The sequence below is a fragment of the Neobacillus thermocopriae genome (assembly GCF_010975035.1).
GTDB classification, from domain to species: Bacteria; Bacillota; Bacilli; order Bacillales; family Cytobacillaceae; genus Neobacillus; species Neobacillus thermocopriae.
On record NZ_JAAIUV010000008.1, the window covers coordinates 62,150 to 87,646 of the forward strand.

Annotated in this window: 25 protein-coding genes, 1 riboswitch and 1 other annotated feature; of the genes, 10 read left to right on the top strand and 15 right to left on the bottom strand. The window is 37.9% G+C overall.

The features are described from left to right. Position 1 precedes the first annotated feature (1 nt). The 6 genes from G4Z05_RS07000 to G4Z05_RS07025 all read right to left on the bottom strand — a co-directional run bounded on the left by G4Z05_RS07000 (position 2) and on the right by G4Z05_RS07025 (position 5,719). Positions 2 to 187, bottom strand: a complete 186-nt coding sequence (locus G4Z05_RS07000) for a sporulation protein Cse60 (protein WP_163251161.1) — start codon at positions 185 to 187, stop codon at positions 2 to 4. A gap of 279 nt (positions 188 to 466) precedes the next feature. After that, positions 467 to 772 (bottom strand): rhodanese-like domain-containing protein, encoded by a 306-nt coding sequence (locus tag G4Z05_RS07005; protein WP_163251162.1) that lies wholly within the window; start codon positions 770 to 772, stop codon positions 467 to 469. 59 nt (positions 773 to 831) lie between these two features. Further along, positions 832 to 3,249, bottom strand: coding sequence for a leucine--tRNA ligase (leuS, locus tag G4Z05_RS07010; RefSeq protein ID WP_163251163.1), 2,418 nt, complete (start codon positions 3,247 to 3,249; stop codon positions 832 to 834). A 251-nt stretch (positions 3,250 to 3,500) separates the two neighbouring features. Then, positions 3,501 to 3,720 (bottom strand) — a binding site (T-box leader). A 146-nt stretch (positions 3,721 to 3,866) separates the two neighbouring features. Next, the gene (locus tag G4Z05_RS07015) at positions 3,867 to 5,060 is read right to left on the bottom strand and encodes an MDR family MFS transporter (protein WP_163251164.1); all 1,194 of its coding nucleotides are present in this window, start codon (positions 5,058 to 5,060) and stop codon (positions 3,867 to 3,869) included. 201 nt (positions 5,061 to 5,261) lie between these two features. Then, positions 5,262 to 5,441 carry a glycogen biosynthesis protein GlgD gene (locus tag G4Z05_RS07020; RefSeq protein ID WP_163251165.1) on the bottom strand — a complete coding sequence of 60 codons (180 nt, stop codon included), beginning with the start codon at positions 5,439 to 5,441 and terminating at the stop codon, positions 5,262 to 5,264. Further along, entirely contained in the window at positions 5,441 to 5,719 is a 279-nt protein-coding gene (locus G4Z05_RS07025) for a YtzC family protein (RefSeq protein WP_038536814.1), read from the bottom strand. Before G4Z05_RS07025 ends, G4Z05_RS07020 begins: the two co-directional genes overlap by 1 nt. A 200-nt stretch (positions 5,720 to 5,919) precedes the next feature. On the opposite strand from G4Z05_RS07025, the gene mnmL reads away from it, so the two are divergent. Then, positions 5,920 to 6,882 carry a tRNA modification radical SAM protein MnmL/YtqA gene (gene mnmL, locus G4Z05_RS07030; RefSeq protein ID WP_163251166.1) on the top strand — a complete coding sequence of 321 codons (963 nt, stop codon included), beginning with the start codon at positions 5,920 to 5,922 and terminating at the stop codon, positions 6,880 to 6,882. Continuing rightward, complete coding sequence (gene mnmM, locus G4Z05_RS07035; protein ID WP_163251167.1) at positions 6,879 to 7,451, top strand: tRNA 5-(aminomethyl)-2-thiouridylate-methyltransferase MnmM; 573 nt, start codon at positions 6,879 to 6,881, stop codon at positions 7,449 to 7,451. Before mnmL ends, mnmM begins: the two co-directional genes overlap by 4 nt. A 21-nt stretch (positions 7,452 to 7,472) precedes the next feature. On the opposite strand, the gene G4Z05_RS07040 is transcribed toward mnmM, so the two are convergent. Further along, complete coding sequence (locus G4Z05_RS07040) at positions 7,473 to 8,558, bottom strand: tetraprenyl-beta-curcumene synthase family protein (RefSeq protein ID WP_163251168.1); 1,086 nt, start codon at positions 8,556 to 8,558, stop codon at positions 7,473 to 7,475. Positions 8,559 to 8,573: 15 nt separating this feature from the next. Beyond that, positions 8,574 to 9,377 (bottom strand): alpha/beta hydrolase, encoded by an 804-nt coding sequence (locus tag G4Z05_RS07045; RefSeq protein ID WP_163251169.1) that lies wholly within the window; start codon positions 9,375 to 9,377, stop codon positions 8,574 to 8,576. A gap of 162 nt (positions 9,378 to 9,539) precedes the next feature. Here G4Z05_RS07045 and G4Z05_RS07050 point away from each other — a divergent pair, with 162 nt between their 5' ends. Beyond that, positions 9,540 to 10,052, top strand: coding sequence for a gamma carbonic anhydrase (locus G4Z05_RS07050; protein WP_163251170.1), 513 nt, complete (start codon positions 9,540 to 9,542; stop codon positions 10,050 to 10,052). Positions 10,053 to 10,113: 61 nt separating this feature from the next. On the opposite strand, the gene metK is transcribed toward G4Z05_RS07050, so the two are convergent. Beyond that, positions 10,114 to 11,313, bottom strand: coding sequence for a methionine adenosyltransferase (gene metK, locus G4Z05_RS07055; protein ID WP_163251171.1), 1,200 nt, complete (start codon positions 11,311 to 11,313; stop codon positions 10,114 to 10,116). 245 nt (positions 11,314 to 11,558) lie between these two features. Further along, positions 11,559 to 11,694, bottom strand: a riboswitch (SAM riboswitch). Between the two features lie 264 nt (positions 11,695 to 11,958). Between metK and pckA the strand changes: the two genes are divergently transcribed. After that, the gene (gene pckA / locus G4Z05_RS07060; protein ID WP_163251172.1) at positions 11,959 to 13,545 is read left to right on the top strand and encodes a phosphoenolpyruvate carboxykinase (ATP); all 1,587 of its coding nucleotides are present in this window, start codon (positions 11,959 to 11,961) and stop codon (positions 13,543 to 13,545) included. Positions 13,546 to 13,862: 317 nt separating this feature from the next. Here pckA and G4Z05_RS07065 read toward each other — a convergent pair whose 3' ends face one another. Both G4Z05_RS07065 and G4Z05_RS07070 read right to left on the bottom strand, forming a co-directional pair. Further along, the gene (locus tag G4Z05_RS07065; protein ID WP_163251173.1) at positions 13,863 to 14,105 is read right to left on the bottom strand and encodes a DUF2584 domain-containing protein; all 243 of its coding nucleotides are present in this window, start codon (positions 14,103 to 14,105) and stop codon (positions 13,863 to 13,865) included. Between the two features lie 37 nt (positions 14,106 to 14,142). Continuing rightward, positions 14,143 to 14,940, bottom strand: coding sequence for an alpha/beta hydrolase family protein (locus tag G4Z05_RS07070; RefSeq protein WP_163251174.1), 798 nt, complete (start codon positions 14,938 to 14,940; stop codon positions 14,143 to 14,145). 127 nt (positions 14,941 to 15,067) lie between these two features. Here G4Z05_RS07070 and G4Z05_RS07075 point away from each other — a divergent pair, with 127 nt between their 5' ends. The 6 genes from G4Z05_RS07075 (at position 15,068) to G4Z05_RS07100 (ending at position 21,269) form a co-directional block, all read left to right on the top strand. Continuing rightward, on the top strand, positions 15,068 to 16,084 hold the full coding sequence (locus tag G4Z05_RS07075) for an ABC transporter substrate-binding protein (RefSeq protein WP_163251175.1): 1,017 nt from the start codon (positions 15,068 to 15,070) through the stop codon (positions 16,082 to 16,084). A 23-nt stretch (positions 16,085 to 16,107) separates the two neighbouring features. Beyond that, a complete protein-coding gene (locus G4Z05_RS07080; RefSeq protein ID WP_163251176.1) occupies positions 16,108 to 16,905 on the top strand; it encodes an ABC transporter ATP-binding protein in 798 nt (265 codons plus the stop codon). Further along, positions 16,868 to 17,674, top strand: coding sequence for an ABC transporter permease (locus tag G4Z05_RS07085; protein WP_163251177.1), 807 nt, complete (start codon positions 16,868 to 16,870; stop codon positions 17,672 to 17,674). Before G4Z05_RS07080 ends, G4Z05_RS07085 begins: the two co-directional genes overlap by 38 nt. A gap of 433 nt (positions 17,675 to 18,107) precedes the next feature. Further along, a complete protein-coding gene (gene ahpC / locus G4Z05_RS07090) occupies positions 18,108 to 18,671 on the top strand; it encodes an alkyl hydroperoxide reductase subunit C (protein WP_163251178.1) in 564 nt (187 codons plus the stop codon). 14 nt (positions 18,672 to 18,685) lie between these two features. Continuing rightward, entirely contained in the window at positions 18,686 to 20,215 is a 1,530-nt protein-coding gene (gene ahpF, locus G4Z05_RS07095; protein ID WP_163251179.1) for an alkyl hydroperoxide reductase subunit F, read from the top strand. A gap of 274 nt (positions 20,216 to 20,489) precedes the next feature. Further along, on the top strand, positions 20,490 to 21,269 hold the full coding sequence (locus tag G4Z05_RS07100) for a Cof-type HAD-IIB family hydrolase (protein ID WP_163251180.1): 780 nt from the start codon (positions 20,490 to 20,492) through the stop codon (positions 21,267 to 21,269). A gap of 86 nt (positions 21,270 to 21,355) precedes the next feature. Here G4Z05_RS07100 and G4Z05_RS07105 read toward each other — a convergent pair whose 3' ends face one another. The 4 genes from G4Z05_RS07105 to G4Z05_RS07120 form a co-directional block, all read right to left on the bottom strand. Next, entirely contained in the window at positions 21,356 to 21,724 is a 369-nt protein-coding gene (locus G4Z05_RS07105) for a PH domain-containing protein (RefSeq protein WP_163251181.1), read from the bottom strand. Positions 21,725 to 21,917: 193 nt separating this feature from the next. Further along, entirely contained in the window at positions 21,918 to 22,913 is a 996-nt protein-coding gene (locus G4Z05_RS07110) for a zinc-dependent alcohol dehydrogenase family protein (protein ID WP_163251182.1), read from the bottom strand. 153 nt (positions 22,914 to 23,066) lie between these two features. Then, on the bottom strand, positions 23,067 to 24,731 hold the full coding sequence (locus tag G4Z05_RS07115; RefSeq protein ID WP_163251183.1) for a LolA family protein: 1,665 nt from the start codon (positions 24,729 to 24,731) through the stop codon (positions 23,067 to 23,069). Next, entirely contained in the window at positions 24,718 to 25,266 is a 549-nt protein-coding gene (locus G4Z05_RS07120; RefSeq protein WP_163251184.1) for an RNA polymerase sigma factor, read from the bottom strand. Before G4Z05_RS07120 ends, G4Z05_RS07115 begins: the two co-directional genes overlap by 14 nt. Positions 25,267 to 25,497 lie beyond the last annotated feature (231 nt).

Genomic DNA, 25,497 nt, shown 5'->3' on the forward strand with positions numbered 1-25,497 from the left:
GTTAGGCCCTGTAAATAATCATAGCGGAAAAACAATAGACTTGTTCTTCCTCTTCATCCTCTTGAAATGCTGCTACATTGTATTTAATATCTAGCAAACTTTTTTCATCTAAGCCTCTCAACCAGCGATTCATTTCTATCTCTAAATCCTTTTCATGCTCACGATCAAATAACTTTACTTGAATCATCTGTCTCTCCCTTTCCTTTTTTCTTACAGTATGGACAGTTTTTCAGAAACTTAAAAGTGAAAGGCTCCCTGTTTAGCGTCCTCCTATCGCCTCCTCCCATAAGCTGTCGCATTCAGTCATGCGATATGGATGCTACCGGAGGCTTCCTTGTGTTAACCTCCAACTGAGATGAAAGAGAATACACGAAGAGACGGAAAGACGAATAGATGTTGACTTAAACTTAAGTCATCTCACTGCTAGATTTTTTAAAGTCAAAAAAAAAGACTCCCATTTGGAGTCTTATACCGTTTCGCCTTCCCATTCAAGCATTCCGCCGACCATGTTACAAACTTTATAGCCTTTATCCTGTAGATACTGGCAGACATTGCCGCTACGAGCACTGGAGCGACAAATAAAAATGTATTCTTTGTCTTTATCAAAATAGTCAAGGTTATCTGGAATATCACTCATGCGAATATGTTTGGCTCCAGGAATCATTCCCATTGCCACCTCGTGATCTTCCCTTACATCCACCATCTCAAGCTTTTCCCCAGCTTCAAGCTTCTTTTTTAATTCTGCTGGGGTTATTGTTTTAATTTCTTCCATCTAAATCGTCCCCTTTTTAGAAAAACATCCCCTAAAAATTGGGGGATGTTTTCAAATAATTAGTTAGCTACAATATTCACCAATTTACCTGGAACAGTAATGACTTTACGGACCGTTTTTCCTTCGATTTGTTCTTTGATCCGCTCATCTTCCATTGCAATACCTTCTAATGTTTCTTTGTTGGCATCTTTTGAAACCAATAACTTAGCCTTTACTTTGCCATTAACTTGAACCACGATTTCAACTTCGTTATCAACTAACTTCGCTTCATCATAAGCAGGCCATGCTTCATAAGAAATTGTACCAGTATGACCTAGTTTTTCCCAAAGTTCTTCAGCAATATGTGGAGCAATTGGTGAAAGTAGTTTCACGAAACCTTCCATGAAATGCTTCGGAAGAACGGTTGCTTTATAGGCTTCATTAATGAATACCATCATTTGTGAAATGGCAGTATTGAAGCGCAACCCTTCATAGTCCTCCGTCACTTTCTTTACAGTTTGATGATATACTTTTTCAAGATTTGAACCATCTTCAACCGGTTGGATTTTCGGATTTAATTCTCCATTTTCCTCTACCATTAAACGCCAGATTCGGTCAAGGAATCGACGGGCTCCATCCAGTCCGTTCGTTGACCATGCAATGGATGCATCAAGAGGGCCCATGAACATTTCATATAGGCGCAAAGTATCGGCACCGTGAGATTTAATGATGTCATCAGGATTTACGACATTGCCTTTAGACTTACTCATTTTCTCGTTGTTTTCACCAAGAATCATTCCTTGGTTAAATAGTTTTTGGAATGGTTCTTTCGTTGGCACTACCCCGATATCATATAGGAATTTGTGCCAGAAGCGAGCGTATAGTAAATGAAGTACTGCATGTTCGGCACCACCGATGTAAATATCAACTGGAAGCCAATGTTTTAATTTTTCCGGATCGGCTAATTGTTTATTATTTTTCGGATCAATATAACGTAAGTAGTACCAGCAACTACCTGCCCACTGCGGCATTGTATTTGTTTCGCGGCGCCCCTTTTTACCAGTAACAGGGTCAACTACATTTACCCAATCTTCGATATTGGCTAATGGCGATTCCCCCGTGCCTGATGGTTTGATTTCCGTTGTTTTCGGAAGCATTAATGGAAGCTCTTCTTCTGGTACGCCTGTCATTGTGCCATCTTCCCAATGGATGATTGGAATTGGCTCACCCCAATAACGCTGGCGGCTAAATAACCAATCACGAAGACGATAGGTTACTTTCTTTGAACCTATTCCTTTTTCTTCAAGCCAGGCAATCATTTTTTGAATGGCATCAGCTTTGTTTAAACCATTTAAGAAGTCGGAATTCACATGTTCGCCATCACCAGTGTAAGCTTCTTTTTCTACATTGCCACCGGCTACGACTTCCTTAATTGGCAGACCAAAAGTTTTTGCAAATTCATGGTCACGCTCATCATGAGCTGGTACAGCCATAATGGCCCCAGTTCCATAGCTGACGAGAACATAATCTGCAATCCAGATCGGCATCTTTTCGCCATTAGCTGGATTAATAGCATAAGCACCTGTAAACACACCTGTTTTTTCTTTCGCCAAATCAGTCCGTTCAAGATCGCTTTTTGATTTTATTTGATCTAAATATGCCTCTACTGCTGCCTTTTGTTCAGGAGTTGTAATTTTTTCTACTAAAGCATGCTCTGGGGCAAGCACGGCATATGTTGCTCCAAATAGTGTATCAGGACGAGTGGTGAATACAGTAAAAGTTTCATCATGCCCTTCGATTTGGAATGTCACTTCTGCTCCCTCAGATCGACCGATCCAGTTGCGTTGCATTTCCTTCAAACTCTCAGGCCAATCAAGCTCTTCAAGATCTTCAAGAAGGCGGTCCGCATAAGCAGTGATTTTTAAAACCCATTGTCTCATTGGACGGCGTTCAACCGGATGGCCACCGCGCTCACTTTTTCCATCAATCACTTCTTCATTTGCCAGCACTGTACCAAGAGCCGGACACCAGTTCACTGGCACTTCATCCACATAGGCAAGTCCTTTTTCCCAAAGTTTTAGGAAGATCCATTGTGTCCATTTGTAGTACTCTGGATCAGTTGTATTAACTTCACGATCCCAGTCATAGGAGAATCCTAGTGACTTAATTTGTCTGCGGAAGGTTTCAATGTTTTTGGCTGTAAATTCTGCCGGGTCATTCCCCGTATCAAGTGCATATTGTTCAGCAGGGAGACCAAACGCATCCCAACCCATTGGATGAAGTACATTATACCCCTGCATTCGCTTCATTCGAGCAAGGATGTCAGTGGCTGTGTAACCTTCCGGGTGGCCGACATGAAGACCAGCTCCTGAAGGATATGGAAACATGTCTAAAGCGTAGAATTTTCGTTTGCCCGGTTCTTCTTTTGTCTTAAATGTTTTTTCTTCTTCCCATTTCTTTTGCCATTTCTTTTCAATTTGTTGATGGTCGTAACTCATATTTCATCCTCCTAACTAGAAAAGCGAAAAGCGTCTTTGTCGCTATAACAAAACACTTTGCTATTCGAATCGTATTTTTTCTTTAAAATTTGGCTGTTTTTTTCTTTTCGTACTAGTTATGTTCTTTCGCCATCTACTACTGCAGGACAATTAATTACTCATAGGAAGCTGCCACGTTCGGAGATGAGATACCTTTTTAGAGATTCCTCCATTAATTTAACGGCAAAAAAATAAAAAACCTCTCATCCCAAATCAGGGACGAGAGGATTATATGTATCTTCCCGCGGTACCACCCACATTAGTGCATATGCACTCACTTCATTTTACCTTAACGCGGTAAACGGCAGACATTACTATCTTTCATATCTGCAACTCCTAGGCGAGTTCATGACCTCCCCGGTTGACTTTCACCAGCCGTCAACTCTCTTTATACGGTTTTGAGTCACTACTACTCCTATTCAATGTTATTCGAATATCATTTTACGGTAATTGTATTAAATTTTTGAACAAGATGCAAGGGGCATATGCCTATTTTCAAAACAAGGAAAAATAACGACCCATTACTTGAATACAAAAAAAGTATGGGTCAATTTCTTTATTCCCATACTTTAAATCTTTTATACGACCATACTTTTATCTTTTATTTGCTCTTTTCCTTTAATACCGCGGTCATAGAAGAGTGTAGTTATGATTGAAACAACAAACAATCCCATTAAGATGGTAAATAATGCAGACATATTATATAGATCAACAACCATTCCTCCTAATAACGGTCCTATCATCCTGCCACAGGTTGCGGTGCTATTAACAATCCCTTGATAAAAACCTTCTCTCCCTCCTGGAGAAAGGGTAAAAGCAATCGTTGGGACAGCCGGCCAGATAAACATTTCGCCTATCGTTACAATTATCATCGCTGTCAAAAATCCTGTAAAAATCTCTGCTTTACTTGCAATGAAAAAGGATACAATGAAAAAGGCGATTCCAATTAAGATTTGTACTTTCAATGAAATGGACAAATGCTTAAGTACACCATTTAAGAGCGGCTGTACAAGAACAATGAGTGCTCCATTGACCGTCCAAAGGAAACTATATTGTGACAATGAAATATGGACGTCTTGCATATAAGAAGCAATTGTTGTTGTCCATTGGACATATGCAACCCAACATAATAAATAACCAAAGCAAAGAATTAACAGTGCCTGTAGATTTGCCCTATTTGTAACAGTCACTGATTTATTATTGACAGCCTGCTGATTAGATGATTTGACCGTTATACTTCGATAACCAAAAACAGCAATGAATAAAAATAGAATATACATGACGGTATTCGCTAGAAAAATGAGTTGGAAGGAATATTCTGCGACGATACCTCCCAGTGCAGTTCCAATAGCTACTCCAACGTTTTGTGCAACATAGAGTGCATTGAATGACTTTCGGCCACCCTCTTTCCACACGGATCCTGCCATCGCGTACATCGCTGGAAAAATAATCCCTGTTCCAACGCCAACAATAGTTAGAAATATAACATAGGTCGGCCAGCCATGCCAAAAGGTTAATCCAATTAAAGCAATCAGCGAAATAGCTATACCGAGTAATATAGATTTGTATCCTCCGATTTTATCAAATAGATTTCCTCCAACAAGGTTTCCGATAACGGTTGCACCAGCATTAAGCATTAAAACAATACCTGCAACCGATAAGGATTTCCCTAAATGGTCGTGAATATAGATGGTGTTTAAAGGCCATAAAAAAGAAGAGCCAATCACATTCACTGCCATCCCAATAATTAATAGCCATAAGGCACGTGGCATGAACAACGCTCCTTTTGAAAAAAATATTTCGATACCCTAGGTAATTTTAGAGCTTTTCTGGTAAAAGTTCAATCATTTTCATTTGCCATTTTTCGAAAAAAGAATTGTGTTTTGCATTCCAATTATATTAATGATTTTTCAGTAGAACTCACCGTAAAAAAAGAATCTCTCAACTATAGTGTTGAGAGATTTTTAGTAATTTTAAGATGATTGATCCTGTTCTTGATGCATTTTTGATTTAACCCGCTGCCCACCTGTTTTTTCATATTTCTTTTTAGCTTGCTTAACAAGATCAACATCCTGTCCTAGTTCCATATCTTGATTATTGATCCCATTCCGGTTTTTCTGTTCAGGGTTTTGCTTTTTAGAACGTTTTTTCATTATTGTTCTCCTCCTCTAGTGCCCTGTAAGATCATATTGTTCTGCATCTGTTGAATCTGCAGGCGCATTCTGTGAAGCTGTTCTCTTTGCTGCCCATTAGCACTATGAGCCATTGTTGCAATATCCTGATAAGTTTGCTCTAGTCTCTGTAAAGCCTCAATATAATCATTTTCATTATAATGCTCTTGCATACTGCTCTGTTTGTATTGCTCTTCTGCAAAGCGAATGGTTTCTTCTACCTGTTGTGATAAAGTTTCCATCGAAGCACGAGTAGCCATGAAAGTACCCCCTTCTTGATGTGGCACCAATTAATGAAGCATTAATGCTTCACTTCTTAGTCTGTTCTCCAATTTTCTTCGTATTACAATGAACACATTGATAATTACTGGCAATCATGTGTGAAATAATTAGTTGGAGAAGCACTTTTTTTCATGTAAAATATTTTTTATGCGAATTTTTATAAAGGAGGTTTTCTGATATGCTTCAGACAAACCCTTTTCCATATGCATCTGATGATAAACGTTATCACACTTGGAATTACCATCTTCGTCAACAATTTGGTCATAAAGTATTTAAAATTGCCTTGGATGGTGGTTTTGATTGTCCAAATCGTGATGGTACGGTGGCTTATGGAGGTTGTACTTTTTGCAGTGCAGCAGGTTCCGGTGATTTTGCTGGTAACCGTAATGACAGTCTTGAAAAACAATTTCATGACATAAAAGAAAAAATGCATACGAAATGGAAAGATGGCAAATATATGGCCTATTTCCAAGCCTTTACCAATACCCATGCACCGGTCGAGGAATTACGTGAAAAATATGAAACAGTCCTTAGACAAGATGGAGTAGTTGGGTTATCAATCGCCACCCGTCCAGATTGTCTACCTGATGATGTCGTTGAATATTTAGCTGAATTAAATGAACGGACGTATCTTTGGGTAGAACTAGGACTTCAAACTATCCATGAACAGACAGCAACCCTAATCAACCGAGCACATGATTTTCAATGCTATATTGATGGAGTAAACAAACTAAGAAAACATGGCATACGAATTTGCTCCCATATTATCAACGGACTACCTCTAGAGAATTACGATATGATGATGGAAACAGCTAGAGAAGTTGCAAAATTAGATGTACAAGGTATTAAAATTCACTTGTTGCATCTTCTCAAAGGAACACCAATGGTGAAGCAATACGAAAAAGGAATGCTTCAATTTCTTTCTCAAGAAGACTATATAAACTTAGTATGTGACCAATTGGAAATTTTACCTCCGGAAATGATTGTTCATCGCATCACTGGCGATGGCCCAATCGATTTGATGATTGGACCAATGTGGAGCGTTAACAAATGGGAAGTCTTAAACAGTATCGATGCAGAGTTAAAAAGAAGAGACAGTTGGCAGGGAAAATATTTTCAGGGGGAATCCAATAAACGATGAAAATGGATCGAATTCTACCGTTTGCACGGCTTTTACTTAAAAAAGCTGTATCCCCAGGCGATATCGCGGTGGATGCAACATTAGGAAATGGACATGATACCGTTTTTCTAGCGGAACTTGTTGGAGATACAGGAAAGGTTTATGGTTTCGATGTTCAGGAACAAGCAATTCTAGCAACCAAACAACGCTTAAATAACCATAATCTCATGGGGCGGGTCATACTATTTCACAATGGTCACGAAAAGGTTAGTGAATTGATACCAGCAGACCAACATGGTAAAGTCACTGGAGCCATTTTCAACCTTGGCTATCTCCCTGGAAGTGACAAAACAATTGTGACTAAACCGGAAACAACCATTTCTGCCATCAAGCAATTGCTAGAAATAATGGCTCCTGAAGGGATCATTGTCCTTGTCATCTATCACGGGCATGAAGGGGGAGCTATTGAACGAGATGCACTGCTTCAATATTGTCAGCAATTGGACCAAAAGCAAGCCCATGTCCTTCAATATCAATTCATTAATCAGCAAAATAATCCGCCATTTATCGTGGCAATTGAAAAAAGATAAACCAGGCAACTGCCTGGTTTTTTATTTTGTGATTAGCATTCTCTCCATTAACGATGGGACTGCTTTCTGCAACGACCTATAAACAACTCCATTTATATAGAAAAAATAACTAATCCAACCGCCTGATTTTATTAATTCTTTTGCCAGTTTTCGGACATCCTTTTGCTTTCGCACTTTTGAATCCGATAAATAAATACCTAATAACCCCCGGTTAATCAACTGGTGAAATTTTTTGTGGGGCAATAATTCAGTATGACGATCCGCCTCAGTTACAAAATATTTTAATCGGTTACAAAGTATTTCCTGAGAATCGTAATAAAAGCAAAAATTTAAATCGCCGCCTACAACATCCTCTTCTTGATCAATGAAATAATCCAAAAGAATATGAAGCCCTTGTATGTACGGAAAATATCCTTTTCTAATATTAGCCGCATCACTAGCTGTAAAATCCTTTCTCATGGCATAGGAGACTAGGCAAAAAATACCAAGTGTAGAACCAGAGCAGGCTGAAAATTCATACCACTCCATATCTGGGAGGTGTTTTTGATATTGTTCAAACCATTTTTCCAGTCGCCCAACCCGCTCTTCTTTTTTTACATGCTTGTGTATTTGCAAATCACAATAATACTCGCACAGTTCAAGAAGATAATCTTTAATTAAATCATAATGTTCGATTTCTCTTAAAATGGTGCGGCAAGTTTTTGATAAATCATGTAAATAACCATCATCATCTTGATCTTCCCTCAATCGATAATAATTTTTATTGACTTCCTGCAATTTAAGTGCATCTGACATCGATTCATGAAGGGCAGCAAAATCATTCGGATCAAGTGAGGTACTTCGATCACACAGATTATCAAGATAATCGCTAATGGTTTGATACGCTACAATAAACTTCACGGCCTTTTGATAATGCTCATTGGCAGTTAGGGCAAGAATGGCGCCGCCTTCACAGTGAAAGGTTTTTTGGGCAATGCTAGCCAGCGCCTGTTTCCTTAACTCTGGGTTCGGGATATTTTCAGCACGGCTTTTCCAATAAGCCAATTCCTGATGAACAGCTGGAAGTATTTTGCGGTAAACATTTGCCATTAGGGTAATTGGCATCATGGAATACACCCTTTCTTACACAATATATCCGATTGCCTTTAATTGACTGAGAACAAAGTCTTTGGCATATTCAAATACCTCTTCCCTTTCAGGTTCATTAAAGATTTCATGGTAACATTTTGGCCATTCCTTATACCTTTTTTCAGATAATGGAACACGGTTAAACCATTCCTTCACATGTTCTTTTCGAACAATCTTATCATCTCCCCCTTGCATCACAAGCATAGGGACGTCCTGGATTTTTTCCATATTTTGAAATGCCAGTTTTATACCGTGTACTAGCTCACGATACCATCTGACAGATACCTTTGTAACATATAGGCTATCATTAGAGTCCGCTTCTCTAACATCTTCATTTCTTGTAGCCATTTGAACTGTAAGTCCGGAATTTAACCTTAAAGTTGGAAAAAACACATTTAATACGTGTGAGAAAAGATCTAGCAATTTTGAGGGCGGTTTGACGAGCCCCAAACAAGGAGAGGACAGGATTACTCCGGCAATATCCAGTCTTTCTTCCTGCAACAAGCGAATGGAAATTAATCCGCCCATACTATGTCCAAGTAAGAAAACAGGCAAATTGTAACGATAAGCTGCTTGTACCCAATCCTTAACTTCCATTAAATATTCATCAAAGGAGTCAATATGGCCGCGGTTTGCTCTTGATGTCATGCCTTGTCCAGGAAGATCAGACATGATTACATGAAATCCGGATGAACGCCACATTTCAATCAGCCAGCCATATCGTCGATGGTGTTCCATAGCCCCATGGACAATCACGATCACAGCTTTTGCTTCTCCTTCTGCTTCCCACTTCCACATATTTAAATAATCCCCCTGCTATCATTTTAAGTATTTTACCATAACCTACAATCTATTGTAGGTTGAAACCATATCCCTATGAAGGGTGTACCATTTATTTTATATTTCTGCAAATTTTCGATAAAATGAATACATCTATTGTATGGTAAAGGAGCGTTGTTTATGATTTATCCGTATAAAGATAAGTATCCAATCATTGCCGATTCCGTATTTATTGCCGATTATGTGACCATTACCGGTGATGTTGAAATTGATGAGGAATCCAGCATCTGGTTTAACACTGTTATTAGAGGTGATGTAGCTCCTACAAGAATAGGGAAAAAGGTTAATATTCAAGACAATTCTATCTTACACCAAAGCCCCAATAACCCCCTAATTATTGAGGATGAAGTAACGGTCGGACATCAGGTAATCCTGCACAGCTGTATCATTCGAAAAAAAGCATTAATTGGAATGGGGTCGATCATTCTTGATCAAGCGGAAATTGGTGAGGGAGCTTTTATTGGAGCCGGCAGCTTGGTACCTCAAGGTAAAAAAATCCCTCCCAATACATTGGCATTTGGAAGACCTGCCAAGGTAATTAGAGAACTCACTGCTGATGATATTAAAGATATGGAACGTATTTCAAGAGAATATAAAGAGAAAGCACAATATTATAAATCATTACAAAAGTAAAAAAGCGGGAGTAACTCCCGCTTTTTTATAGTCAAACCATAATAGTTAACAAATGAATTTATTATAAGTTTGCCTGTTGACGTAAGATTTCTGCTTTATCTGTACGCTCCCAAGGAAGATCTACATCAGAGCGACCAAAATGTCCATAAGCAGCAGTTTGCTTGTAAATCGGACGACGTAAATCTAACATTTTGATAATGCCAGCAGGGCGAAGATCAAAGTTAGATTCAACTAAATGAACCAATACTTCCTCAGAAACTTTGCCTGTACCAAATGTATCGATTGAAATAGAAACTGGTCTTGCTACCCCGATGGCATAGGCAAGCTGTACTTCACACTTATCAGCCAATCCTGCAGCAACAATATTTTTCGCTACATAACGTGCTGCATAAGCTGCGGAACGGTCAACCTTTGTAGGATCTTTACCAGAGAAAGCACCGCCACCATGACGAGCATAGCCGCCATAAGTATCAACAATAATTTTGCGCCCAGTTAAGCCTGCATCCCCTTGAGGTCCACCAATAACGAAACGGCCAGTTGGGTTAATAAAATATTTCGTATTTTCATCAATCAATTCTTTTGGAACAACAGGATTGATGACATATTCCTTAATATTACGCTGAATCTGTTCAAGTGTAATTTCTGGATGATGCTGGGTAGAAATAACAATTGTATCAATACGAACTGGATTGTTATTTTCATCGTATTCAACCGTTACTTGTGTTTTACCATCTGGACGTAGATATGGAAGAATTTCCTCTTTACGAACTTCTGTTAATCGACGGGCAAGCTTGTGTGCAAGTGAAATTGGAAGAGGCATAAGCTCTTTTGTTTCATTGCAGGCAAATCCAAACATCAAGCCTTGGTCACCCGCACCAATCGCTTCAATTTGCTCATCAGTCATTAAACCTTCACGTGCTTCCAATGCCTGGTCAACACCCATCGCGATATCAGGTGACTGTTCATCAATAGAAGTCAATACTGCACAAGTGTCTGCATCAAAACCATACTTAGCACGTGTATAACCAATCTCGCGAACGGTATCACGAACAATCTTTGGGATATCTACATATGTAGAAGTAGTGATTTCCCCTGAAACAAGAACTAACCCTGTTGTTACTGAAGTTTCTGCAGCAACACGCGCATTGGGATCCTTTGCTAAAATAGCGTCTAAAATAGAATCAGAAATTTGGTCACAAATCTTATCCGGATGACCTTCAGTTACTGATTCAGAAGTGAACAAACGACGTTTTGTTGACATCTGAATTCCTCCTATAGATATGAGATAAATGAGGTCGCTTACTTGCTTAAATGGCTTTCTATCAAACCTCAGAATTGATACGGAACTCATTCCCTAATAGTATGAAATAAACACAGGGTTTTTATAATGTATGAAATTTCCCTGTTATCTTCTCGTGTTAGAAAAGCGATTATGTAGACACGGACAAAAGAAAAAACCTTTCCGTTTGAGGAAAGGTTATAAGCAATTGTTTTGCGTGCCTTTCACTCTTATCGTTCAAGGACTAGCCTTGCATCAGGTTAAGCACCTTTGCCTAGAAAATGTCTAGTTATAAGACATTTTCTTAGTATGCAGGTTGCTGGGTTTCATTGGGCCTGTCCCTCCACCGGCTCGGGATAAGAGAGTATCCGTTCAAGGTTAAATCATAACCCACTTCTTTAAGCAATGTCAATGGATTTTTTTGAAACTTTTATCAAAAAATATTCTTTATTCATTAAGTTTTTAAATGAAAAAACTACATCCTGTCCATGACTTTTTCAACAGGATAAGAATAAAGTATAAAATACACCCTTACTTTATCAAATAGTATAGACTATTCATCCAAATGTGTTATACTATTGTTTGACAATAGTACTTAAAAAAATATTTATAAGGAAGGTTCGTTATATGAATACTGTTCATATTCCAAATGAATTAAAACTTCTATTAAATGGAGATAATGTCCATGTTCAACTATCTGTTCCTCAGTTAGTGGAAAAAATTTTAAGCCGTAATGAGGGGTTATTAACTTCTACTGGAGCAGTACGAGTTTCAACAGGTAAATATACTGGCCGATCACCACAAGATAAATTTATTGTTTCGGAAGCGTCTACAAAAGAGAAAATTGATTGGGGCTCCCTTAACCAGCCAATCTCTGAAGAAGTTTTTACTAACTTATATAATAAAGTATTGGATTACTTAAAACAACAAAATGAAATTTTTGTTTTCAAAGGTTTCGCAGGAGCTGATAAAAAATCCCGCCTGCCGATTCAAGTGATCAATGAATTTGCATGGCATAATTTATTTGCCCACCAATTATTTATCCGTCCAACTGAAGAAGAATTACTTTCACATGAGGCGGAATTTACAGTTATTTCTGCACCAAATTTTAAAGCAGATCCTAAGGTGGATGGAACTAATTCTGAAACCTTTATTATCATTTCTTTTGAACGTCGAATTGTATTAATTGGCGGTACAGAGTATGCAGGTGAAATGAAAAAATCCATTTTCTCTGTAATGAATTATTTGTTACCTGAGAACAACATTTTCTCCATGCACTGCTCTGCAAATGTTGGTGCTGAAGGGGATGTTGCATTATTCTTTGGTTTATCCGGAACAGGTAAGACCACCCTTTCCGCTGATCCGAACCGTAAGCTAATTGGTGATGATGAGCATGGCTGGTCATCAAATGGCGTTTTCAATATCGAGGGCGGCTGTTATGCAAAGTGCATCAATCTATCTCGTGAAAAGGAACCACAAATTTTTGATGCAATCCGTTTTGGAACGGTTCTTGAAAATGTTGTTATCGACCAAGAATCACGAATTCCGGATTATAATGATGGAACACTAACTGAAAATACCCGGGCCGCTTATCCAATCGAAGCAATTGATAATATTATTCAGCCTAGCATTGCAGGCCATCCGAATACCATTGTATTCTTAACGGCTGATGCTTTTGGTGTATTACCTCCAATTGCTAAATTAACAAAAGAACAAGCAATGTATCATTTCTTAAGCGGTTATACATCAAAACTTGCTGGTACTGAACGTGGGGTAACATCACCACAAGCTACATTCTCTACTTGCTTTGGTGCGCCATTCCTTCCACTTCCAGCAACACGATATGCTGAAATGCTAGGAGAAAAAATTCTTGAGCACAATGTGAATGTCTTTTTAGTAAATACAGGCTGGACTGGCGGAGAATATGGCGTGGGTCAAAGAATGAAGCTTTCTTACACAAGAGCCATGGTGCAAGCTGCTCTTGAAGGTGAATTAAACAATGTGGAGACTATTAAGGATGAAATCTTTGGTTTAAATATTCCACTTCATATCCCTGGAGTACCAGACGAAGTTCTTCAGCCACAAAAAACATGGGCTGATCCGAAAGCATATGAAATTAAGGCAAAAGAGCTTGCAGCCAAATTCCGAGAAAACTTTAAGAAGTTTAAAAATGTAGGACCAGAAATTGAAGAAAAAGGCGGACCAATTGCCTAAACTTTTCATAAAAACAAGCGATTCCAATAGGAATCGCTTGTTTTTTTAAATTCCCCCTCCAAAGTTACCACCCAATTGAGGTGCCTTAATCGCATTTTTAGCCTTATACTTCCACTGGTATTCTAAAAAGCTTCTCAGCTGTATCAATTAATCCGCCATACTCTGAATCACTTTCCATGAAATACACTTAAACATATAGGAAGTGAAATGTGACTTGCTAAACTAATGCTCTTATCAATTTACAAAACTCTAAAAAGTAATCGAATGTTTTAATCCATTTCTCTTATTAAAATTTGAGCAAGAGTCATTCATTCGATTTAATTGGTGGAATTTAATGAAATTAATTGATACGTGATAGTAGTGGTATTTTTTTCCCACTCTACTTTTTTAATTAAAGCTGTCCCACTTGAGTTGCTATCTAAAGTTTTTCGAACATCTACTGGGATTTCTAGTGGATACAATCGATAACCTTCTTTTTGTAAAACAAAAAGATTTTCTTCAAGTCGTTTTTCGTTTCCTTTTGTAACAATTAACGTATTTAATTCAAGAGGCATCCCCATAACGATCCACTCCTCTACTATTTATAATTCTATCTTATCATCTTTTCCTATTTTTTTTCATCCACTTCGTTAATTCTTCAACGATTTTTCGATTAATGGTTGGCGGAAAATAATGCGTGAAGTGGTCAAAATACCAACATTCAACTGACTTGTTAAGGGTGCGGAGTCTTCTTTCCAGCCGATAAGCATGCTCAATAGAAACATTTCGGTCATTGACTCCATGAATAATGAGAACTGGTACTTCTAGTTTTTCTAATTCATAAAGAGGTGTTCTTTCTTGATATCGTTCCGGATACTTCTCTGGAGTCCCTCCAATGACTCGTTTCATCATTCTTCTTAAATCCTTGCGCTCGTAGTAAGTCAGGCTCATATCACTAACACCACCCCATGTGACAAGTGATGCTGCGTCAGGAAATTGAATTCCCGTCAATAACGCCATTACTCCCCCCCGGGAAAATCCAAAAATATGTATTTGTTTAACATTCGGAAGCGATTTTAGCAATAAATATCCCGCAAATGCATCTTCCCGGTCCTTCCCAGCAAAATCTTCATTCCCTTCTCCACCTTGATTGCCACGATAGTAAGGAGCGAATACGACAAACCCTTCTTGGGCAAATTGGGCAATCCTCGCTGGACGAACCTTACCGACGTTTTTGATTCCCCCTCTTAAATAAAGAAAGCCGTCAGTTGAACGTTCCCATTTCGGTTCCGCTAGCATCCCCTTGACTCGAAGACCATTTGACCAATATGTAATTTCTTTAAGTTCTACATTTGGATTTGGAGAGGGAAAACGTTTCATATGAATGATTTTGCCGTTATAGTCATTTTGGTTCATAATATCGATCCTTTTCCCTTATCTAAATAGTTAGAATTCCGAAAAATTTCTCAGTGAGGAATCACACATTTTTTTCATCTTCATACGATATGTTAGGCAAAACGCCTAGATAGGAGGTCATATCATAATGAAAAAATGGTCAAAACTCAGTTTCTCTTTTCTATTGATCTCTATACTTATGTTTTCTCTCATCGCTTGTAATAAAGATACCAACCAAAAACAGGAGAAACTTCAAAAAATTCGGATTGCAGAAGTTACCCGTTCCATTTTCTATGCTCCTCAATATGTTGCCATATCAAAAGGTTTTTTTAAAGAAGAAGGGCTAGATATCACCTTAACAACTACACCAGGTGGAGACAAAACAATGACGGCCTTAATCTCAGGTGGGGCCGATGTAGCTCTTGTTGGTTCTGAAACCTCCATTTATGTTTACTCGCAAGGATCGAATGACCCTGTGATTAATTTTGCTCAGCTTACCCAAACAGACGGAACGTTTCTTGTCTCCCGGGAAAAAATCGATAATTTCTCATGGGAAATGCTTAAAGGTAAAACCTTCCTAGGACAGCGAAAAGGCGGCATGCCACAAATGGTAGGTGAGTTCGTTCTTAAAAAGCACGGTATCGCCCCACATCAAGATCTCAACCTTATCCAAAACATCGACTTTGCGAATATAGCGAATGCTTTCGCTTCAGGAACTGGGGAGTTTGTCCAATTGTTCGAACCAACCGCAAGTATATTTGAAAAGGAAGGAAAAGGCTATATTATCGCCTCCTTCGGTAAAGAATCAGGTCATGTTCCATATACATCCTTTATGGCAAAAGACAGTTATATCAAAAATAACAAAGAGACTATTGAAAAATTTACTAGGGCCATTTATAAAGCCCAACAATGGGTAGAAACTCACTCTGCTGAAGAAATTGCTCAAGCGGTTGAAGAATTCTTCCCTGATACCGATCCTGAAATTATGAAGACAGTTGTCGAGCGCTATAAAAACCAAGGCTCTTTTGCTACAAATCCCATTTTAGATGAAGAAGAATGGAACAATCTGAAAAACATTATGAATGAAGCTGGCGAACTTCCACAAGATGTGGATTATAGAACACTGGTGAATACCGAGATAGCAGAAAAAATTATGAAAAAGTAAAACAGAAAGGGTGGTCGGCTTTCATGAGTTTCTTGCAGGTTCGAAATATCCATCATACGTACTTTACTAAAGACACTGCCACCACAGCCCTTTCCGATATTTCACTTACGGTTGAGGAGGGAGAGTTTGTTTCCTTCCTCGGCCCAAGTGGCTGTGGTAAAACAACTCTCCTTTCTATTATTGCCAATCTAATCAAACCAACAGAAGGAACGGTCTTACTAGAAAATAAGCCCGTATCAACCTTAAAAAATGATATTGGTTATATGCTTCAACAAGACTATTTGTTTCCTTGGAAAACTATAGAAGAAAATATCCTTTTAGGTCTAAAACTTTCTAAACAACTAAATGAAAAAACCAAAACGAACACCTTAAATCTGCTTAAACAAATGGGATTAAATGGAGGAATTGAAAAACAGTTGCCGAAACAACTTTCCGGTGGTATGAGACAAAGAGTCGCTCTCGTCCGTACACTAGCCACCGAACCAAAACTATTAATGCTTGATGAACCATTTTCTGCCCTCGATTATCAAACAAAACTCAAACTGGAGGATTTAGTATCAAACACCTTGAAAGCTTTTGGTAAAACAGCCATTCTTGTCACCCATGATATCGGAGAAGCAATTGCGATGAGCGACCGTGTTTTCCTCCTTTCACCAAGACCCGGGAGAATTTATAAAACTTTTGAAATACCCAAAGAATTAAAAAGATTATCCCCTTTTCACGCAAGAAACCATGAAGCATTTCAGGGTATTTTTCAAACAATTTGGAAGGAGTTGGAGTCCCTTGAACAAACAACTGAAAAAAGTAGAACTCCTTCATAAAAACTATATTCAATCATTGAAGGTGGAAAAAAGATGGGTTCGTTTTTACCAAGCTGTTATTTTCGTTCTTTTCTTTTCCATCTGGGAATTCTTAAGTCGAAATGAGTGGATTGATCCTCTCATATTCAGCTCACCATCAAAAATATGGAATCTATTCATCGATAACATTCAAGATGGATCATTGTTTACCCACTTAGGTGTAACTTTAACCGAAACAATCTTCGGATTTCTATTAGGTACCTTTCTTGGTGTATTCATTGCCGCCATCCTTTGGTGGTCCCCCATGATTTCCAAAATACTGGACCCTTATCTCGTAGTACTAAATGCCATGCCAAAAGTAGCTCTTGGTCCAGTTCTAATCGTAGCACTAAGTCCAGGGTATCCTTCTATTATTGCCATGGGAGCGATCATATGTGTCATTATAACCACCATTGTTGTATATACGTCCTTTAAAGAGGTGGACCCTAACTATTTAAAAGTACTCCAAACCTTTGGGGCAACTAGATTTCAATGTTTTAAGGAAGCTATCATACCCGCCAGTTTTCCTACGATTATATCCACCTTAAAAGTAAATGTCGGGCTTTCATGGGTCGGTGTGATTGTCGGAGAATTCCTCGTCTCGTCCAAAGGACTAGGATATATGATCATTTACGGATTTCAAGTCTTTAATTTTACCTTAGTCTTTTTATCCTTGTTGGTAATTGCCGTTATCGCTACAATTATGTACCAATTAGTGGACCTCCTTGAGAAAAAACTAATCAAACAATAGCTAGTTATAAGAATGATTCCTTACACTTTCCTATATAAAAAAAGACGGTTCATTTTTAAGTTAAGAAAATGAACCGTTTTGTACATACTTTGAATCATCTTAGGTAAAATTGGACATGTTCTAGATAGATAATGATTAACTATCCATTTTCAAAAAAGCTCCATTAATTAAATAATACATTGTAATCATTAAAAAGTTTTCAATACTTTTAATAAATATTAATTGAGAAATAATCATCGTAATTGAAAATCTAAGAATCATAATAGCCTAAAAAATAAAATATAAAAATGTGAGTTAATTTGTTGACAAACCAAACGATTTATATAATAATTAATTTCGAATTAAAATTATTATAAATAACTAATAATAATAAAATACTTATTATTATTGGTTATTATTAATAAAATATAAAGCAATTTAGGAGGAATGAATCATGTCTTTAATTGGCAAAGAAGTACAACCATTCACAGCACAAGCATTCCACAATGGTGATTTTATCACTGTTACTGAGGAAAACTTTAAAGGAAAATGGAGTGTTGTTTGCTTCTATCCAGCAGATTTCACTTTCGTTTGCCCAACTGAACTAGAAGACCTTCAAAATCAATATGCAACACTTAAAGAACTTGGTGTAGAAGTTTACTCTGTATCAACTGATACTCATTTTACTCATAAAGCATGGCATGACCATTCACCAGCTATTAGCAAAATTGAATACATCATGGTTGGTGACCCATCTCAAAAAATCTCTCGCATCTTTGATGTACTAGATGAAGAAACTGGTCTTGCACAACGCGGTACATTCATCATTGACCCAGACGGTGTAGTACAAGCAATGGAAATCCATGCAGACGGAATCGGCCGTGACGCAAGTGTTCTTGTAAATAAAATTAAAGCAGCACAATATGTTCGCAATAACCCAGGCGAAGTTTGTCCTGCTAAATGGCAAGAAGGCGGCGAAACACTTAAGCCAAGCCTTGACCTTGTCGGTAAAATTTAAGGGGCAAGATTATAATGTTACTAGATGCAGAAATCAAAGCACAATTAGCCCAATATCTTCAAATGATGGAAGGCGATGTGCTACTTAAAGTAAGTACTGGTTCTGATAAAGTATCTCAAGACATGCTCTCCCTTGTGGATGAATTGGCTACTATGTCATCTCACATTAAAGTAGAGAAAACAGAGTTAGAGAGAACGCCAAGCTTTAGCATTAATCGACTTGGCGAAGACACTGGCATCACTTTTGCCGGTGTCCCACTTGGACATGAATTTACCTCTTTAGTTCTAGCTCTACTTCAAGTTAGTGGAAGAGCTCCAAAAGTTGATCAAAAGGCTATTGAACAAATTATGAATATCAAAGGTGAATATCACTTTGAGACGTATGTAAGTTTAACATGTCACAATTGTCCTGATGTGGTACAGGCATTAAACGTCATGAGTGTTTTGAATCCTGGCATTAGCCATACCATGATTGATGGTGCTGCATACAAAGAGGAAGTAGAGAGCAAAAACATCATGGCAGTTCCAACTGTTTTCTTAAATGGTGAACCTTTCGGAAGCGGACGGATGTCCCTTGAGGAAATCCTTGCGAAGATAGGAAGCGGCCCTGATGCATCAGAGCTTTCTAATAAAGAGCCTTTTGATGTACTTGTTATCGGTGGTGGTCCTGCTGGGGCAAGTGCAGCCATCTATGCAGCACGTAAAGGCATCCGCACAGGTATTGTTGCTGAACGCTTTGGCGGCCAGGTTATGGACACTCTTGGTATTGAGAACCTAATTGGTACGAAATACACTGAAGGTCCAAAACTTGCAGCAAGCCTTGAAGAACATGTGAAAGAGTACGACATTGATATCATGAACTTACAACGTGCCAAACGTTTAGAAAAGAAAGACATGATCGAAGTAGAACTTGAAAATGGTGCCGTTCTAAAAAGTAAAACTGTTATTCTTTCGACTGGTGCCCGCTGGCGTAATGTCGGTGTCCCTGGTGAAGCAGAATTCAAGAATAAAGGTGTGGCATATTGCCCACATTGTGATGGTCCATTATTTGAAGGAAAACACGTTGCCGTTATTGGCGGCGGAAATTCCGGTATTGAAGCGGCCATTGATCTCGCAGGTATCGTTAAACACGTAACCGTTCTTGAATTCATGCCAGAATTGAAAGCAGATAAGGTTCTACAAGAACGTCTATATAGCCTTCCAAATGTTACAGTAATCAAAAATGCACAAACAAAAGAAATTACCGGTACTGATAAAGTAAACGGAATTACCTATATCGACCGCGAAACAGGGGAAGAACACCATATTGAACTACAAGGTGTCTTTGTTCAAATTGGACTTGTCCCTAATACCGAATGGTTAGAGGGTACCGTTGAACGCACTCGTTTCGGTGAAATTATTGTCGATAAGCATGGTGCTACATCCCTTCCTGGTGTATTTGCTGCAGGTGACTGTACTGACAGTGCTTACAAGCAAATTATTATATCAATGGGATCTGGTGCAACTGCAGCATTGGGTGCATTCGATTACTTAATTCGAAATTAATAAATGATTCTTATAACCTTGAAAGTCACTATTCTACCTACAAAGGTAAAATAGTGACTTTCTTTTTTTAGGCATAATTTGGAACATTCTTTGGTTACTGATTAATGAGTATTTGATTTGACATGAAATCCCTTTCATAAATTACACTCTTAACAAAGGGACTATAGGTTGATTAGATTCATATTACTGTATGGCTTAAGTGAATATCGGGGATGTTACATCCGAAAGTACTATATGAAAAAACGAATAATCAAGTTCAAAAGGTGGGAGAGAAATGCAAGAACAAAGCGTGATTTTCTTTGATATAGATGGAACTTTACTTAATTCCAAAAAGGAGTTGCCCATTTCAACGAAGGAATCTATTTTTAAACTGAAGGAGCTTGGACATGTTGTTGCGATCGCCACAGGCCGTGCTCCTTTTATGTTTGAGGATTTGCGGAAGGAATTGGATATTCACACTTATGTCAGTTATAACGGACAATATGTTGTGTTAAACGGTGAGGTCATATATACAAATCCTTTAAATATTAATACCCTTGAAAAATTAACAGAAGAAGCGCTTCAAAATGACCATCCGGTTGTTTTTATGGACCATGAAGATATGAAAGCAAATGTACCACACCATCCTTATATTAAAGAAAGTATTGAGACTTTAAAAATTAGTCATTTTCCAACACATGATCCACACTATTATAAAGGGCGTGAATTATACCAGTCCCTCCTTTTTTGTCCAGTAGGAGAAGAAATACAATATGAACAAAAATATGATGATTTTGATTTTGTCAGATGGCACCCTGTATCCGTCGATATTCTTCCAAAAGGTGGTTCAAAAGCAAAAGGAATTGAAAGAATTGCAAAAAGACTAGGAGTTTCTCCTGAACGAATCTATGCTTTCGGCGATGGACTAAATGATGTGGAAATGCTCTCAACCGTTCAAAATAGTGTAGCGATGGGAAATGGAGAAGAATTAGTAAAAGAAGCAGCAAAATTTGTGACAAAATCTGTTGAAGAAGATGGAATTCGCCATGGATTAGAAATGGTGGGTCTCTTATAATTAGTTTCTCTCCATCAAATGAATAGAAAGATTTACTACAAAACAAAGCATCCGAAGTTTTCCAAAAACGGATGCTTTGTTTTTCTTTATAAAATAGCCTCTGCAATAAGTTTGTCAAATTTACGAATATCGATGCCTTTCTTTAAATTTACTTTAATATGACCAGCTTTTGTCCATAATTCAACCTCTGCGTTCACATCAAATAAACTTCCCGCGTTTTCAGTCGACCACATGTAAATGGATGAATATGGCAAAGAATAAATCTCAACCTTTTTCCCTGTTAGCCCCTGTGCGTCTCTAACAATTAACCTTTTATTTGTAAAAATCGCGCTGTCCCGAAACGTTTTATAGGCAGCAATCGCGACCTCACCCTCTACTAGTAGTTCGTTTACATCATTTGGAACAGGACATTCCGAAATCAAAGTCCATTGTAATATTCCTTGCGTTACAGCCATATTTATACCTCCTAAAGATGATTTTCCCTTTATTACATTCTGGAAATTTCCCTGAAAATCCTTTTACTGCCTATGTACACATTCAATATTGTTTGTAATGTCTGATTTTTCTATCAAAACTACATCATCATTATTCGGAGCATACAGGAAGATCCCACTAAAAATAGTGGGTTCTTTTTCACAAAAGTAAATATTACCATTCATTTGTTAGGACAATTTTTCCAATAGCCTTGTTAGATTCCAATAAAGAATGTGCTTCGCTGACTTGATCAAATGTAAATGTTTTTTCATGAACGAGTGGATATAGCTTTCCTTCCTCTACAAGCTTTGTTACTTTTTGTAATATTTCACCATATTCCTGCCTTAAATCTTTATTTAATATTTTTAACAGCATGAATGTAATATGTAAGGTTAGTGCTTTTGCATGGAGTGGAGATAAATCATGCGTTGAGCGTGCCGCAATACCTAATACTGTTCCAAATGGAGCCGCCGCCTGGAAAGAACGGTCAAGATTTTCACCGCCCACTGTATCAAACACGATTTCGAACCCATTTCCATTTGTGTATTTCTTTAAATATTCTTCCACCGACTGTTCTCGATAATTAATCACCACATCTGCACCCAAACGCTTGCCAATACTTGCTTTTTCTGAAGAGGAAGCCGTAGTGAATACCCTTGCACCTGCCAACTTTGCCAACTGAATAGCCACATGACCTACTCCGCCAGTCGCTGCATGAACAAGGACAGTTTGACCGGATTGAAGATTGGCACGGTTATAGAGCGATTCCCATGCAGTAATGGTCACTAGAGGAAGTGCCGCTGCTTGTGCCATCGTCAAATTTTTTGGTTTATGTGAAATGAGCCGTGCATCAGCAAGCATATATTCTGCCAGTGCCCCTCCAGTTTCTTTAAAACCACCGGCGCAACCATATACTTCATCTCCAACCTTAATATTTGTTACCCCTTCTCCGACTTCAATAACAACTCCAGCTACATCACCGTGTAAAACCGCCGGAAAGGCTGGTGCAACGGCTGACACCACTCCACTCCGTACCTTTGTATCAATTGGATTAACACTGGTTGCTTTAACTTGGATCAAAACATGCCCTGGAATGACTTTTGGTTTTGGTATTTCAGCAATTTCAAAAACCGATGGATCTCCAAATTTTTTTATTACCATTGCCTTCATAATTAACCACACTCCTCACCTAGGATTGTACACAATAAATCCACTTTTTAGAAATATTATGAATTTTCCTCTTAAAAAAAGCTGGCTCTCATTGATTAAGAGTAACCAGCTTTTACTGTAACAACACTATTCAAAGTATTTTATTTATCCATCTTATTCCATAGGATCATAACCTACAACAGTCCAAATCCCAGTAGCATCTTGTCTGATAAGCCGCTTTAAATAAACCCTTTTAATAGGTGATTGATCCCCTGTTACTTCTACAACCGCTGTTTTTCCAGTGTTCTGGATAAGCTTAAGATCCTCTATGGAAACAGGATATTCACCAGTAATGCCTTCAGGAGACATTTTTAAACTTACAAAAACCTGTGTAGTAAATAATGGGTCAAGTTTCCATGGTGAGCTTCCAGCATCCGCATTTTTTTGATCGTTTTCCTCCACTGATAGGTCATAAGGAACTTCTACTTTCGGTTTAAAGGAAGATTGTTCATTTTGAGACGGCATTTCCAATTGGCCATCGACAACATTTTCTACAAATACAGTCAAATCCTCTAGTGACGCTTGACCTACAACTACATATTCTAAACCATCTTGTTGCCAACGGAGTGAATTGATTTTGGTTGTTCCTGAATAAGGAATACCACCACCAAGCAATCCTGCTTCCTCATAGAAAGGAGCTTGAATTTCAACTGGATGTTTATTAATTTTTCCTAATGTAGCATTGGGAACTGGTTTAAACTTACCGGTTGATTTTCCTTGGACAATCATGACCTTTTTAGAACGATCTTTTGTACTATAAAACATTTTTACTATTTTTTGTTCAGGAAGGACCGCAATTCGTTCCTGGATATAACCATCTGGAATAGTTTTTGGTGACGTTGGTGTAAAACCAGCAGTTTTTTGAACCTCTTCCAAGTTATTTACAACCTGCTCAGGGTTGTTGTCAATTACCGCATAGTCACGGGGAACTTGATAAGATAATAGCTCATTAGGAATACTGTTGCTGAAATCAATTTTTGTATACGTTACTGTATATTGAATGGCATGCTGCATAGCAGATTGTTTTTTCAACGGAAGCTTTGTTTCTTGATCAATCCATAAATGATAAGATGATCCGCCCTTAGGCGTTACTTCTAGTACAGTAGTCTTTCTACCTACAATTTTTTCTTCCCCTATCTCTTTAACCGACAAAGCATTTTTTACATCATTTACTTCATTTCCTAAGTCAAAAATAAAGCTATAGTTATCTGGGAAGGTTGGAAAAATCTGAACTTGCTTTTTGTCAGGTTGTAGCTGCCATTTCTTTTCTCCATTATTAACCGTAATATAATCCTTATTAGGTCCTTGTATTCCTTTTATATAATAGTTTCCATCTTTATTTGCCCATACTTCCAATTTCGCTTGTGTAACAGATTCACCATCTTCATTAGTTTCAACTATTTCTATCGTCCCGTGATAAGCGTTAATCATTTGATAGGCCTCTTCCATGGCTTTAACAATATTGGAGCTTCCTGGTGTAAAAAGGATATTTATCATGAGAGCGAACATAGCTGCAATTCCGACTATACTTGCCATCCATGCCCATTTTCTAGTTTTAACCGTTTGCTTGCGTGATACTTGTTCTTCAACAGCTTTGACTAATTTTACTGGAAAGTCCTCTCCAGGCATGGCAGGTTCTTTAAGGCTTTTAACCAGTTTAACTGTTTGAAAAAGCTCTTTTAATTCATCGGAATCCGTGGTATATTCATCTTCTTTTGGTTTCTTTTCTTTATTTAATTGGTCAATAAAATCTGATACTATTTTTTCATGTGGATTCATCTGTTGTCCCTCCCATTAAATTATTAGATTTTAAGATATTGGCAAGATTCTTTAATGCCCGATGCTGTATAACACGGATGGTCCCTTCTTTTTTATTCATTAGACCAGCAGTTTCCGCTACAGAAAATCCTTTAAGAATCCGTAGTTCGATCACCGTCCGTTGTTCCTCATTAAGCTGGGTTAAGGCATGTTCGATCATTAAACGATCGGTGCTATTCTCTGAATGATCTTCCACCGCATTTTCTTTTGGAATATATGTGTCAATATCCACTACAGGGCCCCTTCGTTTTTTCTTGCGCCATAAATCACGCATGACATTTAACGCAACTGTTTTTAAGAAGCCAATATATTTATCCGGATTCACACTCCCATTTTGCAAATAGGAAATCGCTTTAACATATGTTTCTTGGGTTATATCTTCTGCTTCCTCTCTGTTTTGTACTTTATAATAGATGTATTGGTAAATGGATTTCCATGTCCCATAACATATTTCCTCAATAGATTCCTTTTTTCCATCCTTCTTCCTATCAGGCATAAGTACTAACACCTTCTTTCTCTTTCAAACTGTTGACGATAATATAAACGACCGTATGTATTCCTCCGTTACATGATTTCTTCATAAAAATAAGGATCTTGCTATAGCAACGATCCTTATTTTTATCATTTCATTCAATTCATATATTATCCTTTTCATGCAAGTTAACATCTATTCTTAATATCATAAAATATTAAAAGAAAAGGGATTCCTGTATTAGAATCCCTTCAT

What these genes read in the sequence shown, in the direction of transcription:
- mnmM (WP_163251167.1), top strand. Translation starts at nt 6,879, where the DNA reads ATGAAAATGGATCGAATTCTACCGTTTGCACGGCTTTTACTTAAAAAA.
- G4Z05_RS07070 (WP_163251174.1), bottom strand. Translation starts at nt 14,940, where the DNA reads ATGAACCAAAATGACTATAACGGCAAAATCATTCATATGAAACGTTTT.
- G4Z05_RS07050 (WP_163251170.1), top strand. Translation starts at nt 9,540, where the DNA reads ATGATTTATCCGTATAAAGATAAGTATCCAATCATTGCCGATTCCGTA.
- G4Z05_RS07075 (WP_163251175.1), top strand. Translation starts at nt 15,068, where the DNA reads ATGAAAAAATGGTCAAAACTCAGTTTCTCTTTTCTATTGATCTCTATA.
- pckA (WP_163251172.1), top strand. Translation starts at nt 11,959, where the DNA reads ATGAATACTGTTCATATTCCAAATGAATTAAAACTTCTATTAAATGGA.
- G4Z05_RS07080 (WP_163251176.1), top strand. Translation starts at nt 16,108, where the DNA reads ATGAGTTTCTTGCAGGTTCGAAATATCCATCATACGTACTTTACTAAA.
- ahpC (WP_163251178.1), top strand. Translation starts at nt 18,108, where the DNA reads ATGTCTTTAATTGGCAAAGAAGTACAACCATTCACAGCACAAGCATTC.
- G4Z05_RS07020 (WP_163251165.1), bottom strand. Translation starts at nt 5,441, where the DNA reads ATGAAAAAACGTTCTAAAAAGCAAAACCCTGAACAGAAAAACCGGAAT.
- G4Z05_RS07110 (WP_163251182.1), bottom strand. Translation starts at nt 22,913, where the DNA reads ATGAAGGCAATGGTAATAAAAAAATTTGGAGATCCATCGGTTTTTGAA.
- G4Z05_RS07045 (WP_163251169.1), bottom strand. Translation starts at nt 9,377, where the DNA reads ATGTGGAAGTGGGAAGCAGAAGGAGAAGCAAAAGCTGTGATCGTGATT.
- leuS (WP_163251163.1), bottom strand. Translation starts at nt 3,249, where the DNA reads ATGAGTTACGACCATCAACAAATTGAAAAGAAATGGCAAAAGAAATGG.
- metK (WP_163251171.1), bottom strand. Translation starts at nt 11,313, where the DNA reads ATGTCAACAAAACGTCGTTTGTTCACTTCTGAATCAGTAACTGAAGGT.
- G4Z05_RS07000 (WP_163251161.1), bottom strand. Translation starts at nt 187, where the DNA reads ATGATTCAAGTAAAGTTATTTGATCGTGAGCATGAAAAGGATTTAGAG.
- G4Z05_RS07100 (WP_163251180.1), top strand. Translation starts at nt 20,490, where the DNA reads ATGCAAGAACAAAGCGTGATTTTCTTTGATATAGATGGAACTTTACTT.
- G4Z05_RS07005 (WP_163251162.1), bottom strand. Translation starts at nt 772, where the DNA reads ATGGAAGAAATTAAAACAATAACCCCAGCAGAATTAAAAAAGAAGCTT.
- mnmL (WP_163251166.1), top strand. Translation starts at nt 5,920, where the DNA reads ATGCTTCAGACAAACCCTTTTCCATATGCATCTGATGATAAACGTTAT.
- G4Z05_RS07015 (WP_163251164.1), bottom strand. Translation starts at nt 5,060, where the DNA reads ATGCCACGTGCCTTATGGCTATTAATTATTGGGATGGCAGTGAATGTG.
- G4Z05_RS07120 (WP_163251184.1), bottom strand. Translation starts at nt 25,266, where the DNA reads ATGCCTGATAGGAAGAAGGATGGAAAAAAGGAATCTATTGAGGAAATA.
- G4Z05_RS07065 (WP_163251173.1), bottom strand. Translation starts at nt 14,105, where the DNA reads ATGGGGATGCCTCTTGAATTAAATACGTTAATTGTTACAAAAGGAAAC.
- G4Z05_RS07040 (WP_163251168.1), bottom strand. Translation starts at nt 8,558, where the DNA reads ATGATGCCAATTACCCTAATGGCAAATGTTTACCGCAAAATACTTCCA.
- G4Z05_RS07115 (WP_163251183.1), bottom strand. Translation starts at nt 24,731, where the DNA reads ATGAATCCACATGAAAAAATAGTATCAGATTTTATTGACCAATTAAAT.
- G4Z05_RS07105 (WP_163251181.1), bottom strand. Translation starts at nt 21,724, where the DNA reads ATGGCTGTAACGCAAGGAATATTACAATGGACTTTGATTTCGGAATGT.
- ahpF (WP_163251179.1), top strand. Translation starts at nt 18,686, where the DNA reads ATGTTACTAGATGCAGAAATCAAAGCACAATTAGCCCAATATCTTCAA.
- G4Z05_RS07025 (WP_038536814.1), bottom strand. Translation starts at nt 5,719, where the DNA reads ATGGCTACTCGTGCTTCGATGGAAACTTTATCACAACAGGTAGAAGAA.